Here is a 15,830-nt window from a genome sequence, read left to right on the forward strand (position 1 = left end):
TCATGGCCAAAACGTTATACGAAAAATTATTTGATGCGCACGTAGTCTTTGAGGCGCAAAACGAAACCCCGCTGCTGTATATCGACCGCCATCTGGTGCATGAAGTCACCTCCCCGCAGGCGTTTGATGGTCTGCGCGCGCATGGTCGTCAGGTGCGCCAGCCGGGTAAAACCTTCGCCACCATGGACCACAACGTCTCAACGCAGACCAAAGACATTAACGCCTCCGGCGAAATGGCGCGTATTCAGATGCAGGAACTGATCAAAAACTGCAATGAATTTGGCGTTGAACTGTACGACCTGAATCACCCGTATCAGGGTATTGTCCACGTGATGGGGCCTGAGCAAGGCGTGACCTTGCCGGGAATGACCATCGTCTGTGGCGACTCCCACACCGCCACCCACGGCGCATTCGGCGCGCTGGCGTTCGGTATTGGCACTTCAGAAGTTGAACACGTGCTGGCAACGCAAACCCTGAAACAGGGTCGCGCCAAAACCATGAAGATTGAAGTCAACGGTCAGGCCGCGCCGGGCATCACGGCGAAAGATATCGTGCTGGCGATTATCGGTAAAACCGGTAGCGCGGGCGGTACCGGGCATGTGGTTGAATTTTGCGGCGAAGCCATCCGTGCGCTGAGCATGGAAGGCCGTATGACCCTGTGTAACATGGCCATTGAAATGGGGGCCAAAGCGGGTCTGGTCGCACCGGATGAAACCACCTTTAACTATGTGCAAGGTCGTTTACACGCACCGAAGGGCGAGGATTTTGCCCACGCGGTTGAGTACTGGAAAACGCTGCAAACCGACGACGGCGCAACGTTTGATACCGTCGTCACTCTGCAAGCAGAAGAGATCGCGCCGCAGGTCACCTGGGGAACGAATCCGGGTCAGGTGATCTCGGTGAACGATAATATTCCCGATCCAGCATCATTTACCGATCCCGTTGAGCGCGCATCGGCGGAAAAAGCGCTGGCGTATATGGGGCTGAAACCGGGCATTCCGTTAACAGAAGTAGCTATCGATAAAGTGTTTATCGGTTCCTGCACCAACTCGCGCATTGAAGATTTACGCGCCGCGGCGGAAATCGCCAAAGGGCGCAAAGTCGCGCCGGGCGTACAGGCACTGGTGGTGCCGGGTTCTGGTCCGGTGAAAGCGCAGGCGGAAGCGGAAGGTCTGGACAAGATCTTTATCGAAGCAGGATTTGAATGGCGCTTACCGGGCTGTTCCATGTGCCTGGCCATGAATAATGACCGCCTGAACCCAGGCGAGCGCTGCGCATCCACCAGCAACCGTAACTTTGAAGGTCGTCAGGGCCGCGGTGGCCGCACGCATTTAGTCAGCCCGGCGATGGCCGCCGCCGCCGCCGTTACCGGCCACTTCGCCGACATTCGCAGCATCAAATAAGGAAACTACCATGGCAGAGAAATTTACCCAGCATACCGGCCTGGTTGTCCCACTGGATGCCGCCAACGTCGATACCGATGCAATTATCCCGAAACAGTTTTTGCAGAAGGTCACACGCACCGGTTTTGGCGCCCATCTGTTTAACGACTGGCGTTTCCTGGACGAAAAGGGTCAACAGCCAAATCCAGAGTTTGTGCTGAACTTTCCGGAATATAAAGGCGCGTCGATTCTGCTGACGCGGGAAAACTTTGGCTGCGGCTCTTCACGCGAACATGCGCCGTGGGCGCTGACCGACTACGGCTTTAAAGTAGTGATCGCGCCAAGCTTCGCCGATATCTTCTACGGCAACAGTTTCAACAACCAACTGCTGCCGGTAACCCTGAACGACGCGCAGGTCGATGAAATGTTTACCCTGGTGAAAGCCAATCCGGGGATTACATTTGAAGTGGATCTGGTGGCGCAGGTCGTCAAAGCGGGCGATAAGTCCTACAGCTTTAAGATCGATGACTTCCGCCGCCACTGCATGCTGAACGGTCTGGACAGCATCGGGCTGACGCTGCAGCACGAAGCCGCCATCACCGAATACGAAGACAGGCAGCCCGCGTTTATGCGCTAGTCATTGTTGTGCCGGATCAGGCCGTTACGCCGCCATCCGGCACTTTATAAATCAAACATCCTTCACCCGCCCGGTCATCACCAGCGTGACCACCGAAATCGCCGCAATCACCCAGTAAACGGCAAAATGCCCGTAGCTTTGCGCCACCGCTCCCTGAATCACTCCCGCCAGAATCACGCCCGTTGAAATACTGTTAGTAAACAATGTGGTCGCCGATCCCGCACGCCCCGGCATCAGATCCTGAAACCACAGCATTCCTATTCCGGCGATAATGCCGATAAATACCGCGTTAAACAGTTGCAGGACCAGCAGCGCCGTGCGGCTGTGAAAGAAGATCAGACCAAGATAAAACAGTACGCCCGCCGCTACGGCCGCGATCATCATGCGCCGCTTACCAAAGCGTTTCACGTAGTAGCCCGCCAGAATCATCGCCGGAATTTCCAGCCCGGCCGCGGTGCCCATCAGGATCCCGGCCAGCTTGTCCGGCAAGCCCAGCTCAAGGCTAATCCACAGCGGCATATCAATGATGTACATGGTATTGCAGGTCCACATCAGCGTGGAGGCAATAAACAGCATGCGTACATTTTTGTCCTGCCAACCGCTGGCCTGTTCCAGCGGCACATCGACAGGTTGCTCCACCCGAGCCACAGATGGCAGTATCATCGCGATCAGCACCAGGCTAATGGCAAAAATGCCTGCGGCAATGGAAAACATCGCCGTGAAGCCGTAATTCAGCGCCAGCATAAAAGCCAGCGGCGGCCCTATCACCCACGCCAACGAAAGCTGCGCACGCATCACCGAGCTAAACATCACCACTTCACGCGCCGAGCTATCGGCATATTCCCGCGCCAGCGCAAACAGCTGCGGCATGGCGGTATTTGCCAGCGAAGCCAGCAGCACACCGCAGGTGATCAGCGTGAGATAGTGGCGATTAAAGGCAAACAGCAGCGCGTTGCCGATTGCCATCAGACAACAGAACATGATCAGTTTTCGCCGATCGCCCTGACTATCGGATCGTTTCGCCAGACCAAGGCTGACCCCGATCCCGGCAATAGCGTTGACGGTATAAAACAGCCCGACCCAAAATGGCTGCGCCCCGACTTCACGGCTCAGAAACAGGCTCAGCGTGGGTGCCTGCAACGCCCCGGCCACACCCATCATAAAAGCGACCAGCATAAATGCCGCGTAAACGCCGTTAAGGCGCCGTCCCATGGTCATAATCCAGAGCATATCTTTCCTTTTAAGCGCAGCTGAAACGAAAAAAGCCAGCAGATAATACCTGCTGGCGCGGCGATTAACACCAATACTCAGTCACACATGATGTCTGCAACTCGCAATTCGGAGGTCAGGCTGTCACCTCCCACTGCATCAGTTCTTCAAGCATCTTTAAGCGCTGCGGTGCGCTCAGGCAAGCCAACCAGGACGATTTTTCCGTCGCAGTAAAGTACTTCAACCAGAACTGACGCATAGATGACCCCTTCGTTGTCTCATCGCTTCATCGGAATCTATTATTGGCTTAATATAGGGATAATAAAATTGCTGAGTTTTCCGCAGGAGTTCCCCTTTTATGTCTTCTGGTCGTTTGCAACAACAGTTCATCCGTCTGTGGCAATGCTGTGACGGCAAAACGCAAGACACGACGCTAAACGAACTGGCGGAGCTGCTGAGCTGCTCGCGCCGTCATATGCGCACCCTGCTTAATACCATGCAGGATCGCGGCTGGTTAACGTGGGAAGCCGAAGTTGGGCGGGGTAAACGCTCGCGCCTGACATTTCTCTATACCGGGCTGGCGCTCCAGCAGCAGCGGGCAGAAGACCTGCTGGAACAGGATCGTATCGATCAACTGGTGCAACTGGTCGGTGATAAAACGGCCGTCAGACAAATGCTGGTTTCCCACCTGGGACGCAGTTTTCGCCAGGGGCGGCACATCATGCGCGTCCTCTATTATCGCCCTATGCGCAATCTGCTCCCCGGCACGGCGTTACGCCGCTCCGAAACCCATATTGCCCGACAAATCTTCAGTTCCTTAATTCTGGTAAATGAGGAAAATGGGGAACTGGAAGCCGACATTGCGCATCATTGGCAGCAGATTTCGCCTTTACACTGGCGATTCTTCCTGCGCCCGGGGATCCATTTTCATCATGGCCGTGAGCTGGAAATGGAGGATGTCATTACCTCGCTACAGCGCATCAACGCGCTGCCGCTGTATTCGCACATTACGCAAATCGTCTCGCCCACCGCCTGGACGCTGGATATCCATCTTGCCCAACCGGACCGCTGGCTTCCCTGGCTACTGGGGCAAGTCCCCGCCATGATCCTGCCGCGAGAATGGGAAACGCTAAATAACTTTTCCAGCCATCCGATTGGCACCGGCCCATATGCCGTGATGCGCAATACTAATAACCAACTGAAAATTCGCGCATTTGATGATTACTTCGGCTACCGGGCGCTGATCGATGAAGTTAACGTTTGGGTATTACCTGACATCGGCGAAGAGCCGGGCGGCGGGTTGACGCTAAAAGGTCCCACGGAGGATGAAAAGGCGATTGAAAGTCGACTGGAAGAAGGCTGCTACTACCTGCTGTTTGATACACGCACCCATCGTGGTGCTAATCAGGAGGTTCGCGAGTGGGCAAGCCGCGTTCTCTCGCCAACCAATTTAATCTGTCACGCCGACGAACAGTACCAGAGACTGTGGTTTCCCGCCTATGGGTTACTCCCCCGCTGGCACCACGCCAAACCCGGGCATGGTGAAAAACCGGCCGGGCTGGAAACGCTAACGCTCACTTACTATCGCGATCACATCGAACATCGGATTATCGCGCAGATCATGAAAACGTTGCTGGCGCAGCATCAGGTACAGCTGAACATTCAGGAGATCGACTACGATCAGTGGCATGCAGGTGAAATAGTCAGTGATATCTGGCTCAACAGCGCCAACTTTACCCTCCCGCTGGATTTCTCGCTGTTCGCTCATTTGTGCGAAGTCCCGCTGCTGCAAAACTGTATCTCGCGCGACTGGGAAAACGATGCGGCCCGCTGGCGAACCGGTGAAATGAGCCTGGCGGCATGGTGCCAACAGCTGCTCGCCACAAAGGCCATTGTGCCGTTGATCCACCACTGGCTGATCATTCAGGGCCAGCGTAGTATGCGCGGGCTACGCATGAATACCCTCGGCTGGTTTGATTTTAAATCGGCATGGTTTGCGCCGCCGGATCCCTAAGAGCCAGCTCTTAATTGCTGCCCGGCAACAAAATCACTACACTAACGCCGTTCTCAACGGGGTGCTAAATAAAAAACATACACAAAATCATTCATGATGCCTCAAGGCGGCAAGCGAGTGAATCCCCAGGAGCATAGATAACTATGTGACTGGGGTGAGCGAGCGCAGCCAACACAGAGGCAGCGTGAATGATGAAGTGTATGGGCTGAGAGATACCCGTCGAACCTGATCCGGATAATGCCGGCGAAGGGATTTGAGGCTTATCTCAAGTCCTTTGCCACCCAACTCTTGAGGTGCAAAGTGTTTAAAAAATGTCTTCCGCTTTTACTGCTGTGCGCAGCGCCTGCCTTCGCCAAACCGGTGCTGACCGTCTATACCTACGATTCGTTCGCTGCGGACTGGGGGCCTGGCCCGACAATCAAAAAAGCCTTTGAAGCTGACTGCAACTGCGAACTGAAGCTGGTCGCGTTGGAAGATGGCGTCTCGCTGCTTAACCGCCTGCGCATGGAAGGAAAAAACAGCAAAGCCGACGTCGTGCTGGGACTGGATAACAACCTGCTGGAAGCCGCCACGCAAACCAAACTGTTCGCCAAGAGCAATGTCGCAAACGACGCCGTTGACGTACCCGGCGGCTGGAAAAATGACACCTTTGTCCCGTTTGATTACGGCTACTTCGCTTTTGTCTATGATAAAAACAAGCTGAAAAATCCGCCAAAGAGCCTGAAAGAACTGATCGAAAGCGATCAGAAATGGCGCGTCATTTATCAGGATCCACGCACCAGCACGCCAGGGCTGGGCCTGCTGTTATGGATGCAAAAAGTCTATGGCGACAAAGCACCGGAGGCGTGGCAGAAACTGGCAGCCAAAACCGTCACCGTCACCAAGGGCTGGAGCGAAGCCTACGGCCTGTTCCTGAAAGGTGAAAGCGATCTGGTACTGAGCTACACAACCTCTCCGGCCTATCACATCATTGACGAGAAAAAAGATAACTACGCCGCCGCCAACTTTAGTGAAGGTCACTATTTGCAGGTGGAAGTCGCCGCCCGCACCGCGGCCAGCAAGCAGCCGGAACTGGCTGAGACGTTCCTCAAGTTTATGGTTTCTCCGGCATTCCAGAATGCCATTCCGACCGGCAACTGGATGTATCCGGTGACGCAGGTTGCTCTCCCATCAGGATTTGAGCAACTGAAGAAACCGGCCACCGCGCTGGAATTTACCCCGCAGCAGGTTGCGGCTCAGCGTCAGACATGGATTAGCGAATGGCAACGCGCCGTCAGCCGTTAATTCCCGGCTGGCTGGTTCCAGGGCTTTCTGCCGCCACGCTGATGGTCGCAGTAGCCCTGGCCGCGTTTCTGGCGCTATGGTTTAACGCCCCACAAGGAGAATGGCTCTCGCTGTGGCGAGACGACTACCTGTGGCACGTGGTGCGTTTTTCTTTCTGGCAGGCTTTTTTATCCGCAGTGTTGTCGGTTGTCCCGGCAATTTTCCTTGCCAGAGCACTTTATCGCCGCCGTTTCCCCGGACGTCTGGCGCTGCTACGCCTGTGCGCGATGACGTTAATCCTGCCGGTGTTGGTCGCGGTCTTTGGCATTCTCAGCGTGTATGGCCGTCAGGGCTGGTTAGCCTCACTCTGGCAGATATTCGGGCTGGAGTGGACGTTTTCGCCGTACGGTTTGCAGGGTATTCTGCTGGCGCACGTTTTTTTCAATCTGCCGATGGCCAGCCGTCTGCTGTTGCAGTCGCTGGAAAATATTCCCGGTGAACAGCGACAGTTAGCCGCTCAGTTGGGTATTCGCGGCTGGCATTTCTTCCGCTTTGTCGAATGGCCATGGTTACGCCGTCAGATCCTTCCCGTCGCCGCGCTCATCTTTATGCTGTGCTTCGCCAGCTTCGCCACCGTTTTGTCGCTGGGTGGCGGGCCGCAGGCCACCACCATTGAGCTGGCTATCTATCAGGCGCTGAATTTCGATTACGATCCCGCCCGTGCCGCTATGCTGGCATTGATCCAGATGCTGTGTTGTTTAGCGCTGGTGCTCCTCAGTCAACGCCTGAGCCGCGCTATTGCGCCCGGCACCACGCTGGTTCAGGGCTGGCGCGATCCCGACGATCGTCTGCACAGCCGTCTGGCAGACTCGTTGCTGATTTTCCTGGCCCTGTTGCTGTTGCTGCCGCCGCTGTTGGCAGTGATTGTCGATGGTCTTAACCGCCAGGTTCTGGATGTGCTTATGCAGCCGGTTCTGTGGCAGGCGTTGGGAACTTCACTGCGCATCGCGCTGGCGGCAGGGGCATTATGCGTGATACTCACCATGATGCTGTTATGGAGCAGTCGCGAACTGCGCGCCCGACAGCAGGTGCTGGCAGGCCAGGTACTGGAGCTTAGCGGCATGATGATCCTCGCCATGCCGGGCATCGTGTTGGCAACCGGCTTCTTTCTGCTGCTCAATAACACCGTTGGTCTCCCCGAATCCGCCGACGGCATTGTGATTTTCACCAACGCGCTGATGGCGATCCCTTACGCGCTGAAGGTACTGGAAAACCCAATGCGTGACGTGACCGCACGCTACAGTATGTTGTGCCAGTCGTTGGGAATTGAGGGATGGTCGCGGCTGAAAGTGGTTGAACTGCGGGCACTGAAACGTCCGCTGGCGCAGGCGATGGCTTTTGCCTGCGTACTGTCGATTGGCGATTTTGGCGTGGTGGCGTTATTTGGCAATGAGGATTTCCGCACCTTGCCGTTTTATCTATATCAGCAGATTGGATCTTATCGCAGTCAGGATGGCGCGGTTACGGCGCTCTTGCTGCTGATCCTGTGTTTTACGCTGTTTACCGTTATTGAGAAATTGCCGGGTAGAAATGTTAAAACTGATTGATATCACATGGCTTTACCACCATTTGCCCATGCGCTTTACGCTGTCAGTCTCGCGCGGTGAGCAGGTCGCAATACTCGGCCCCAGCGGCGCCGGGAAAAGTACGCTATTGAATCTGATTGCCGGCTTTCTTGCGCCTGCCAGCGGCACAATGATGATTGAAGGTGAAGATCACACCGCAACGCCCCCTTCGCGTCGCCCCGTCTCCATGCTGTTTCAGGAAAACAACCTGTTCAGCCATCTGAGCGTGTGGCAAAACATCGGTCTGGGTCTTGATCCGGGATTAAAACTGAACGCATCGCAGCGGGAAAAAATGCGCCACATCGCCCGGCAAATGGGGCTCGATTCACTGCTGGAGCGACTCCCCGGTGAGCTTTCCGGCGGGCAGCGACAACGTGTGGCGCTGGCGCGTTGTCTGGTGCGGGAGCAACCCATTTTGCTGCTCGATGAACCGTTCTCTGCGCTCGATCCCGCGCTGCGTCAGGAGATGTTAACCCTGGTCGCCGAGGTCTGCCGTGATAAGCAGCTTACGCTGCTGATGGTATCCCACAGCGTCGAAGATGCGGCGCGAATTGCGCCCCGGTCAATCGTGGTCGCCGACGGACGCATTGCGTGGCAAGGCAAAACAGACGAGCTACTAAGCGGTCAAGCCAGCGCCTCAGCGCTGTTAGGCATCAAGCCTCATATTTCGTAGGCCGGATAACGTGAAGCCGCCATCCGGCAAAGGAATCGCTAGTAACCCACAACTTTGCGCAGAATATCGATATATACCGGCATCAGCGGGTGACGCAACAGCGCCACCAGCGCGACCACGCCGATCCCGAGCGTCAACGGCGCCAGATACAGTAAACGGCTGCGGGGGAAATACGCAGTTAAACGATCGACTGCCGCTTTGCCGCTGCGCCACAGCCGCCAGCATAACCAGCCGCCAACCCACAGCAGCAACGCCGTCGCCAGCAGCAGCCATTTGAAATCTCCACTCTGCATATCGGAAGGAATATCGATTGCCGCGCCCGCCAAAATACCCGGCAGGAAATAGAACGGCGGCCACAGCACGCAGCCAATAATATTGGGGACTATAAATTTTGCGACAGGCAGATCCAGCATACCCGCCACCATCGGCACCAGCGGACGCGTTGGGCCGACAAAACGGCCCACCAGAATGGTAAACATGCTGTGCTGATGCAGCGCATGCTCGGTTTTATCCAGCAGCGCCTTGTTCTTTTTCATGAACGACCAACGGTGCAGCGGCTTTTTAAAGCGCCAGCCCAACCAAAAGGAGATCCAATCCCCCAACAGGCAACCGACGATGCCCGCAAGCCAGGCATGCCAGAAATTCAGTTCGCCACTGCCAATCAGCGCCCCCAGCCCCGCCATCATCACGGTGCCAGGCAGAATCAGACCAACCAGCGCCAGAGACTCCAAAAAGGCCACCAAAAGTACGGCGATCAGAGAGTACAGGGCGGACTGGAGAATAAAGTGTTCCAGCAATGCTTGCATAATGTGTCCGTCAGATTTACGAAGCAGGGATTTTGATAACCCTTCTCAACTTCGTCAAGCCATCAATTGTCTGAATAGATTGCCAGTTATGACAACTTTCAGGACACATCATTCACTTTTTATTCACATCCAGCACGGAACTCGCTCGGACTGGCGCCGGTACATTTTTTGAAAACGCGAGAGAAATAGAGCTGGTCATCAAAGCCGACGTTGCGACCCACCGTGGCGATAGGCATTCGTGTGGTACTCAGCAGTAGCTTCGCCTGACTGATTCGCTGATCCTCACGCCAGCTTAATACGCTGATGCCCAATTGCTGGCGGAACAGGTGTGACAAACGGGAAGGCGACAGGCAGACATGCTGTGCGACGCTGGCAATATCAAAATTGCTGTCCGCCAGATGATCGCTAATGTACTGACAGGCATCGCGAACGCGGTTGTCCATTGGCGGGTGCAGCGACTCATTAATGGCTTCCATACGTCGGAGTAACAATTGCTCCAGTAAATTAATCGCCAGCAGTTCGGAATAACGTCCCTCTCCCTGCCCGGCATTGATGATCTGCCCAAACAGTTCGTTGAAATGCGGTTGATGCGCTTCATCAGGGCGAAAGAAACCGGTCTGGGCAAAAATGGCCGGCCAGGCCAGCCACTCCTGCCAGTAAGCGCGTGGCCGGAAGTAGACCCACTGGTGATACCACTCGCTGGCGTCAGGATGGCGTCCGTAGTGGTGAATTTCGCCAGGCGGAAACAGCAAAATATCGCCAGGTCGACAGACAAACTGCTTGCCCTGATTATTAATGACCCCTTGCCCACGAATAGTGAGATTGAGGATATAGCCTTTCATCCCCAGCGGCCTGTCGATAAAAAAATCCAGGTATCCGTTCGCCTCAATGGGGGTCAATCCAGCCACCAAATGTGCGTTAAACGAATAGCCCGGCAGGAGGGGATCGTTTTGCGTTTCAGCCATAATTTCAATACTCCCTGGGTTCTGCTAAGAAACAATTTGTCCATATTACGCCAGACATCATCGCCGTCGTCCCGGCGGGCCACAGTTGTTTGCGGTAATGGACCATCAACCCCGCTTGTGAAAAGCAATTTGTAAAAAACATGTACCACGCCAACGTCAAAATCGGCTAACAAAAGTGTCTATAACTACGGCAGAAATGTCCACATTGATTATTTGCACGGCGTCACACTTTGTGATGCCACAGCATTTTAGTCCATAAGATTAGCGAATCCTGCCTGACGGTTTTTATCCCTGGTCACTACTGTTTATCCATACCCGTATTTTTGGATGGAGTAAGACGATGGCGATTGCAATTGGCCTCGATTTTGGTAGTGATTCGGTACGCGCTTTGGCGGTGGAATGTGCCACTGGTGAAGAAATCGCCACCAGCGTTGAGTGGTATCCACGTTGGCAGGAAGGGCTGTTTTGCGACGGCCCAAACAACCAGTTTCGCCATCATCCGCGCGACTACATTGAATCCATGGAAGCGGCGCTGAAAACCGTACTCGCCGAACTGAGCGCGGAACAACGCGCAGAAGTGGTCGGGATTGGCGTTGACAGTACCGGCTCAACCCCGGCGCCTATCGATGCCGACGGCAACGTACTGGCGCTGCGCCCGGAGTTTGCGGAAAACCCGAATGCGATGTTTGTTCTGTGGAAAGATCACACCGCGGTAGAAGAAGCCGAAGAAATTACTCGCCTGTGCCACACGCCGGGCAAGATCGATTACTCCCGCTATATTGGCGGTATTTATTCCAGCGAATGGTTCTGGGCAAAAATCCTGCACGTGACTCGCCAGGACCACGCGGTCGCCGAGGCGGCGGTCTCATGGATTGAGCTGTGTGACTGGGTTCCGGCCCTGCTCTCCAATACTGTGCGCCCCCAGGATATTCGTCGCGGTCGCTGCAGCGCCGGGCATAAATCCCTGTGGCATGAAAGCTGGGGGGGGCTGCCGCCAGCCAGTTTCTTTGACGAACTCGACCCCATCCTCAACCGCCATCTGCAATACCCAATGTTTAGCGATACCTTCACGGCGGACCTGCCGGTTGGCACTCTGTGTGCCGAGTGGGCGCAGCGCCTGGGTCTATCGGAAAGCGTGGTGATTTCAGGCGGCGCCTTTGACTGCCATATGGGCGCGGTCGGCGCAGGCGCACAGCCCAATACGCTGGTGAAAGTCATCGGCACGTCTACCTGCGACATTCTGATTGCCGATAAACACAGCGTTGGCGAACGCGCGGTGAAAGGCATTTGCGGGCAGGTTGATGGCAGCGTGGTGCCGCATTTTATCGGTCTGGAAGCGGGGCAATCTGCTTTCGGCGACATCTATGCCTGGTTTAGCCGCGTGTTGAGCTGGCCGCTGGAACAGCTTGCTGCGCAGCACCCGGAACTGAAAACCCAGATTAAAGCCAGCCAAAAACAGCTACTGCCAGCGCTCACCGAAGCCTGGGCGAAAAATCCGTCGCTGGATCACCTGCCGGTGGTGCTCGACTGGTTTAATGGTCGTCGTACGCCGAATGCCAACCAGCGTCTGAAAGGCGTCATTACCGACCTGAATCTGGCAACTGATGCGCCAGCGCTGTTCGGCGGTCTGATTGCCGCCACGGCCTTTGGCGCGCGCGCCATCATGGAATGCTTCACCGAACAAGGCATTGCGGTTAACAACGTCATGGCGCTCGGCGGTATCGCGCGTAAAAACCCGGTCATCATGCAGGCCTGCTGCGACGTGCTAAACCGTCCGCTGCAGATTGTCGCTTCAGACCAGTGCTGCGCGCTCGGTGCGGCTATCTTCGCCGCCGTTGCCGCGCAGGTCCATGCAGACATTCCAGCCGCCCAGCAACACATGGCGAGCGCAGTAGAAAAGACGATGCAACCTCGCCCAGAACAGGCTCAACGTTTTGAACAACTTTACCGCCGCTACCAGCAGTGGGCGGTAAGCGCTGAACAACAATACCTTCCGACTGCCGCTCCGGCGCAACAAGCCCCGGTAGACCTGGCAACCCTGACTCATTAAGGACACGACAATGACAATTTTTAATAACTATGAAGTGTGGTTTGTGATTGGTAGCCAGCACTTGTATGGCCCGGAAACCCTGCGTCAGGTAACCCAACATGCCGAGCACGTTGTTAACGCACTGAATACGGAAGCTAACTTGCCCTGCAAACTGGTGTTAAAACCGCTGGGTACTTCACCTGACGAAATTACCGCTATCTGTCGTGATGCCAACTATGACGATCGCTGCGCAGGTCTGGTGGTCTGGCTGCACACCTTCTCTCCAGCCAAAATGTGGATTAACGGTCTGACTATCCTCAATAAGCCGCTGATGCAGTTCCACACCCAATTCAACGCCGCCCTGCCGTGGGACAGCATTGATATGGACTTTATGAACCTGAACCAGACCGCACACGGCGGTCGCGAATTCGGCTTCATCGGTGCGCGTATGCGTCAGCAGCACACCGTGGTCACCGGCCATTGGCAGGATAAGCAGGCGCACGAGCGTATTGGCTCCTGGATGCGTCAGGCGGTGTCCAAACAGGATACCCGCCATCTGAAAGTCTGCCGTTTTGGCGACAACATGCGCGAAGTGGCGGTCACTGACGGCGATAAGGTTGCCGCACAGATCAAATTCGGCTTCTCGGTAAATACCTGGGCCGTGGGCGACCTGGTGCAGGTAGTGAACGCAATTAGTGACGGCGAAATCAACGCGCTGATCGACGAGTATGAAAGCACCTACACCATGACGGCGGCCACACAAGTCCATGGTGAGAAACGTCAGAACGTACTGGAAGCCGCCCGAATTGAACTGGGAATGAAGCGCTTCCTTGAGCAGGGCGGATTCCACGCCTTCACGACGACATTTGAAGATTTGCACGGCCTGAAACAACTTCCAGGTCTGGCCGTACAGCGTCTGATGCAGCAAGGCTACGGCTTTGCGGGCGAAGGCGACTGGAAAACCGCCGCTCTGCTTCGCATCATGAAGGTGATGTCAACCGGTCTGCAGGGCGGCACCTCATTTATGGAGGATTACACCTACCACTTCGAGAAAGGCAACGATCTGGTGCTCGGCTCGCACATGCTGGAAGTGTGCCCGTCAATCGCTGTGGAAGAGAAACCGATCCTCGACGTTCAGCACCTCGGTATTGGCGGTAAAGACGATCCTGCCCGTCTGATCTTCAACACCAAAACCGGCCCGGCAGTGGTTGCCAGCCTGATCGATCTCGGCGATCGCTACCGCCTGTTGGTTAACTGCATCGACACGGTGCAAACGCCGCACGACCTGCCGAAACTGCCGGTGGCTAACGCATTGTGGAAGGCCCAGCCGGATCTACCAACCGCATCTGAGGCCTGGATCCTTGCCGGCGGCGCGCACCACACCGTCTTCAGCCATGCGCTGGATCTGAACGATATGCGCCAGTTCGCTGAAATGCACGATATCGAGATCGCAGTGATCGATAACGAGACCCGTCTGCCGGCCTTTAAGGACGCGCTGCGCTGGAACGAAGTGTATTACGGGTTCAAACGTTAATTGGTGAAACGGATTGCCCGGTGGCATTTCATTTACCGGGCCTACAAATCACCGTAGGCCGGATAAGCGAAACGCCATCCGGCATTCAGGAGTTTACATGCTAGAAGATCTTAAACGTCAGGTACTGGAAGCGAATCTGGCACTGCCCAAGCACAACCTGGTGACGCTGACCTGGGGAAACGTTAGCGCCGTCGATCGCGAACGCGGCGTGTTTGTGATTAAACCTTCCGGTGTCGATTACAGCGTCATGACCGCAGACGATATGGTTGTTGTCAGTATCGCCACCGGGGAAGTCGTTGAAGGCACGAAAAAGCCCTCCTCCGATACCCCAACGCACCGTTTGTTATATCAGGCATTCCCGACCATTGGCGGCATTGTTCATACCCACTCGCGCCACGCGACAATCTGGGCGCAGGCGGGTCAGTCGATCCCGGCCACGGGTACCACCCATGCGGACTATTTCTACGGCGCCATTCCCTGCACACGTAAAATGACCGACAGCGAGATTAACGGGGAATACGAGTGGGAAACCGGGAATGTGATCGTCGAAACCTTTGAGAAACAAGGGATTGACGCAGCGCAGATACCAGGCGTACTGGTGCACTCTCACGGTCCGTTCGCCTGGGGAAAAAATGCCGAAGATGCGGTGCATAACGCCATCGTGCTGGAAGAAGTCGCCTATATGGGGATATTCTGCCGCCAACTCGCGCCGCAGTTGCCGGATATGCAACAAACCCTGCTGGATAAACACTACCTGCGTAAACATGGCGCAAAAGCCTATTACGGTCAGTGAAATGACGCCAGGCGCGTCCGGAAACAATGACGCGCCTTCTTATTATTGAGTTATATATTCCGCAAACGTACTTCGATACACACAATTATTAGCACAAACGTATTTAATCACATTATCATAATGTCCCAGCGCCTCTTCGCCATCCAGAGAATGAAAGAAAATATAATCTGCAATTGTTGACTGCCAGCGTTGGCCGTTCAACAGATAATTAATAACCGTATCACGATGCCCATTTATTCTGTCCTGTCCTTGCCAGTGAAAGAAGGCATTCCCACGATCAATAATCTCAGAGCGCCAGATTTGACCTGACCATGTTCTATACTCAATGTATTGACTTACCGACTTAATAGTCGGGTTAGATAGCTGAGTATTAACAAATAAATAGTGGTCATATCCTACCTGTAACGCCTGAGTATAAACATTCATAACACCTCTCCATTTCACAACACACCCAAGCTATTGATATAAAACACCCGAGCCGCCAGATGAATAAAAATTACATCAGGAGATAAAAATCAAATTATACAGAGAGATATTCCCGACGAAATCGTACCGAAAATCTGTTTTTATCCAGACAATAGTAATCCAATAATATATATTATATTCAACCTGACAACCCGAATGCTTCGATTAAAATAGTTACACTAACCATGAATAAAAACAAATTAAAAAAAGTGTAATTTTTTCTGAACCGAGGGGTAAGTAGCAGAATGTGTTGAGCACTATTCTGAAAATGTGAAAAAACTCCTGAAGCAGACTATCAATTTATGAAAAACACATAATCAAAAAGCAGTAATTTAAATAAATAATCAAAAAAGACTAATCAAATAATTTACGGAAGTATAACCAGAAACTGTATTCATAAATTAAATAGTTCGACACTGAAATTTTGTACCCGAA

Annotated in this window: 14 protein-coding genes and 1 riboswitch; of the genes, 9 read left to right on the plus strand and 5 right to left on the minus strand. The window is 54.4% G+C overall.

Annotation, left to right across the window (positions count from 1 at the left end; all coding sequences use genetic code 11):
- Positions 1-2 precede the first annotated feature (2 nt).
- Positions 3-1,403 carry a 3-isopropylmalate dehydratase large subunit gene (gene leuC / locus ICA20_RS20690; RefSeq protein ID WP_038637175.1) on the plus strand — a complete coding sequence of 467 codons (1,401 nt, stop codon included), beginning with the start codon at positions 3-5 and terminating at the stop codon, positions 1,401-1,403.
- 10 nt (positions 1,404-1,413) lie between these two features.
- Entirely contained in the window at positions 1,414-2,019 is a 606-nt protein-coding gene (gene leuD / locus ICA20_RS20695) for a 3-isopropylmalate dehydratase small subunit (RefSeq protein WP_038637172.1), read from the plus strand.
- A 51-nt stretch (positions 2,020-2,070) separates the two neighbouring features.
- Here the strand turns inward: leuD and ICA20_RS20700 are convergent, their stop codons facing one another.
- Complete coding sequence (locus ICA20_RS20700) at positions 2,071-3,249, minus strand: sugar efflux transporter (protein ID WP_038637169.1); 1,179 nt, start codon at positions 3,247-3,249, stop codon at positions 2,071-2,073.
- Positions 3,250-3,364: 115 nt separating this feature from the next.
- Complete coding sequence (sgrT, locus tag ICA20_RS20705; protein WP_016151681.1) at positions 3,365-3,487, minus strand: glucose uptake inhibitor SgrT; 123 nt, start codon at positions 3,485-3,487, stop codon at positions 3,365-3,367.
- Between the two features lie 99 nt (positions 3,488-3,586).
- Between sgrT and sgrR the strand changes: the two genes are divergently transcribed.
- The 4 genes from sgrR (at position 3,587) to thiQ (ending at position 8,803) form a co-directional block, all read left to right on the plus strand.
- The gene (gene sgrR, locus ICA20_RS20710) at positions 3,587-5,242 is read left to right on the plus strand and encodes an HTH-type transcriptional regulator SgrR (RefSeq protein WP_038637166.1); all 1,656 of its coding nucleotides are present in this window, start codon (positions 3,587-3,589) and stop codon (positions 5,240-5,242) included.
- Between the two features lie 47 nt (positions 5,243-5,289).
- A riboswitch (TPP riboswitch) is annotated at positions 5,290-5,512 on the plus strand.
- Positions 5,513-5,542: 30 nt separating this feature from the next.
- The gene (thiB, locus tag ICA20_RS20715) at positions 5,543-6,526 is read left to right on the plus strand and encodes a thiamine ABC transporter substrate binding subunit (protein ID WP_038637164.1); all 984 of its coding nucleotides are present in this window, start codon (positions 5,543-5,545) and stop codon (positions 6,524-6,526) included.
- Positions 6,502-8,112 (plus strand): thiamine/thiamine pyrophosphate ABC transporter permease ThiP, encoded by a 1,611-nt coding sequence (thiP, locus tag ICA20_RS20720; protein WP_038637161.1) that lies wholly within the window; start codon positions 6,502-6,504, stop codon positions 8,110-8,112. Before thiB ends, thiP begins: the two co-directional genes overlap by 25 nt.
- Positions 8,096-8,803 (plus strand): thiamine ABC transporter ATP-binding protein ThiQ, encoded by a 708-nt coding sequence (thiQ, locus tag ICA20_RS20725; protein WP_038637159.1) that lies wholly within the window; start codon positions 8,096-8,098, stop codon positions 8,801-8,803. The genes thiP and thiQ overlap by 17 nt, the downstream gene beginning before the upstream one ends.
- 38 nt (positions 8,804-8,841) lie before the next feature.
- Here the strand turns inward: thiQ and ICA20_RS20730 are convergent, their stop codons facing one another.
- Positions 8,842-9,609, minus strand: coding sequence for a DedA family protein (locus ICA20_RS20730; protein ID WP_038637157.1), 768 nt, complete (start codon positions 9,607-9,609; stop codon positions 8,842-8,844).
- A gap of 119 nt (positions 9,610-9,728) precedes the next feature.
- The gene (gene araC / locus ICA20_RS20735) at positions 9,729-10,574 is read right to left on the minus strand and encodes an arabinose operon transcriptional regulator AraC (protein ID WP_038637154.1); all 846 of its coding nucleotides are present in this window, start codon (positions 10,572-10,574) and stop codon (positions 9,729-9,731) included.
- Positions 10,575-10,914: 340 nt separating this feature from the next.
- Between araC and araB the strand changes: the two genes are divergently transcribed.
- The 3 genes from araB (at position 10,915) to araD (ending at position 14,930) form a co-directional block, all read left to right on the plus strand.
- Positions 10,915-12,624, plus strand: coding sequence for a ribulokinase (gene araB / locus ICA20_RS20740; protein ID WP_038637151.1), 1,710 nt, complete (start codon positions 10,915-10,917; stop codon positions 12,622-12,624).
- A 10-nt stretch (positions 12,625-12,634) separates the two neighbouring features.
- Complete coding sequence (araA, locus tag ICA20_RS20745) at positions 12,635-14,137, plus strand: L-arabinose isomerase (RefSeq protein ID WP_038637148.1); 1,503 nt, start codon at positions 12,635-12,637, stop codon at positions 14,135-14,137.
- Positions 14,138-14,234: 97 nt separating this feature from the next.
- Positions 14,235-14,930 carry an L-ribulose-5-phosphate 4-epimerase gene (gene araD, locus ICA20_RS20750; RefSeq protein ID WP_038637145.1) on the plus strand — a complete coding sequence of 232 codons (696 nt, stop codon included), beginning with the start codon at positions 14,235-14,237 and terminating at the stop codon, positions 14,928-14,930.
- Between the two features lie 42 nt (positions 14,931-14,972).
- On the opposite strand, the gene ICA20_RS20755 is transcribed toward araD, so the two are convergent.
- Positions 14,973-15,356 (minus strand): DUF4751 family protein, encoded by a 384-nt coding sequence (locus ICA20_RS20755; RefSeq protein WP_038637140.1) that lies wholly within the window; start codon positions 15,354-15,356, stop codon positions 14,973-14,975.
- Between the last annotated feature and the right edge of the window lie 474 nt (positions 15,357-15,830).

Origin of the sequence: Citrobacter sp. C5_2 (assembly GCF_014596845.2) — a bacterium.
Lineage (GTDB): Bacteria > Pseudomonadota > Gammaproteobacteria > Enterobacterales > Enterobacteriaceae > Citrobacter > Citrobacter werkmanii.

Coding starts and splice junctions, on each gene's coding strand:
- leuC (WP_038637175.1), top strand. CDS start 3: ATGGCCAAAACGTTATACGAAAAATTATTTGATGCGCACGTAGTCTTT.
- leuD (WP_038637172.1), top strand. CDS start 1,414: ATGGCAGAGAAATTTACCCAGCATACCGGCCTGGTTGTCCCACTGGAT.
- ICA20_RS20700 (WP_038637169.1), bottom strand. CDS start 3,249: ATGCTCTGGATTATGACCATGGGACGGCGCCTTAACGGCGTTTACGCG.
- sgrT (WP_016151681.1), bottom strand. CDS start 3,487: ATGCGTCAGTTCTGGTTGAAGTACTTTACTGCGACGGAAAAATCGTCC.
- sgrR (WP_038637166.1), top strand. CDS start 3,587: ATGTCTTCTGGTCGTTTGCAACAACAGTTCATCCGTCTGTGGCAATGC.
- thiP (WP_038637161.1), top strand. CDS start 6,502: ATGGCAACGCGCCGTCAGCCGTTAATTCCCGGCTGGCTGGTTCCAGGG.
- thiQ (WP_038637159.1), top strand. CDS start 8,096: ATGTTAAAACTGATTGATATCACATGGCTTTACCACCATTTGCCCATG.
- ICA20_RS20730 (WP_038637157.1), bottom strand. CDS start 9,609: ATGCAAGCATTGCTGGAACACTTTATTCTCCAGTCCGCCCTGTACTCT.
- araC (WP_038637154.1), bottom strand. CDS start 10,574: ATGGCTGAAACGCAAAACGATCCCCTCCTGCCGGGCTATTCGTTTAAC.
- araB (WP_038637151.1), top strand. CDS start 10,915: ATGGCGATTGCAATTGGCCTCGATTTTGGTAGTGATTCGGTACGCGCT.
- araA (WP_038637148.1), top strand. CDS start 12,635: ATGACAATTTTTAATAACTATGAAGTGTGGTTTGTGATTGGTAGCCAG.
- araD (WP_038637145.1), top strand. CDS start 14,235: ATGCTAGAAGATCTTAAACGTCAGGTACTGGAAGCGAATCTGGCACTG.
- ICA20_RS20755 (WP_038637140.1), bottom strand. CDS start 15,356: ATGAATGTTTATACTCAGGCGTTACAGGTAGGATATGACCACTATTTA.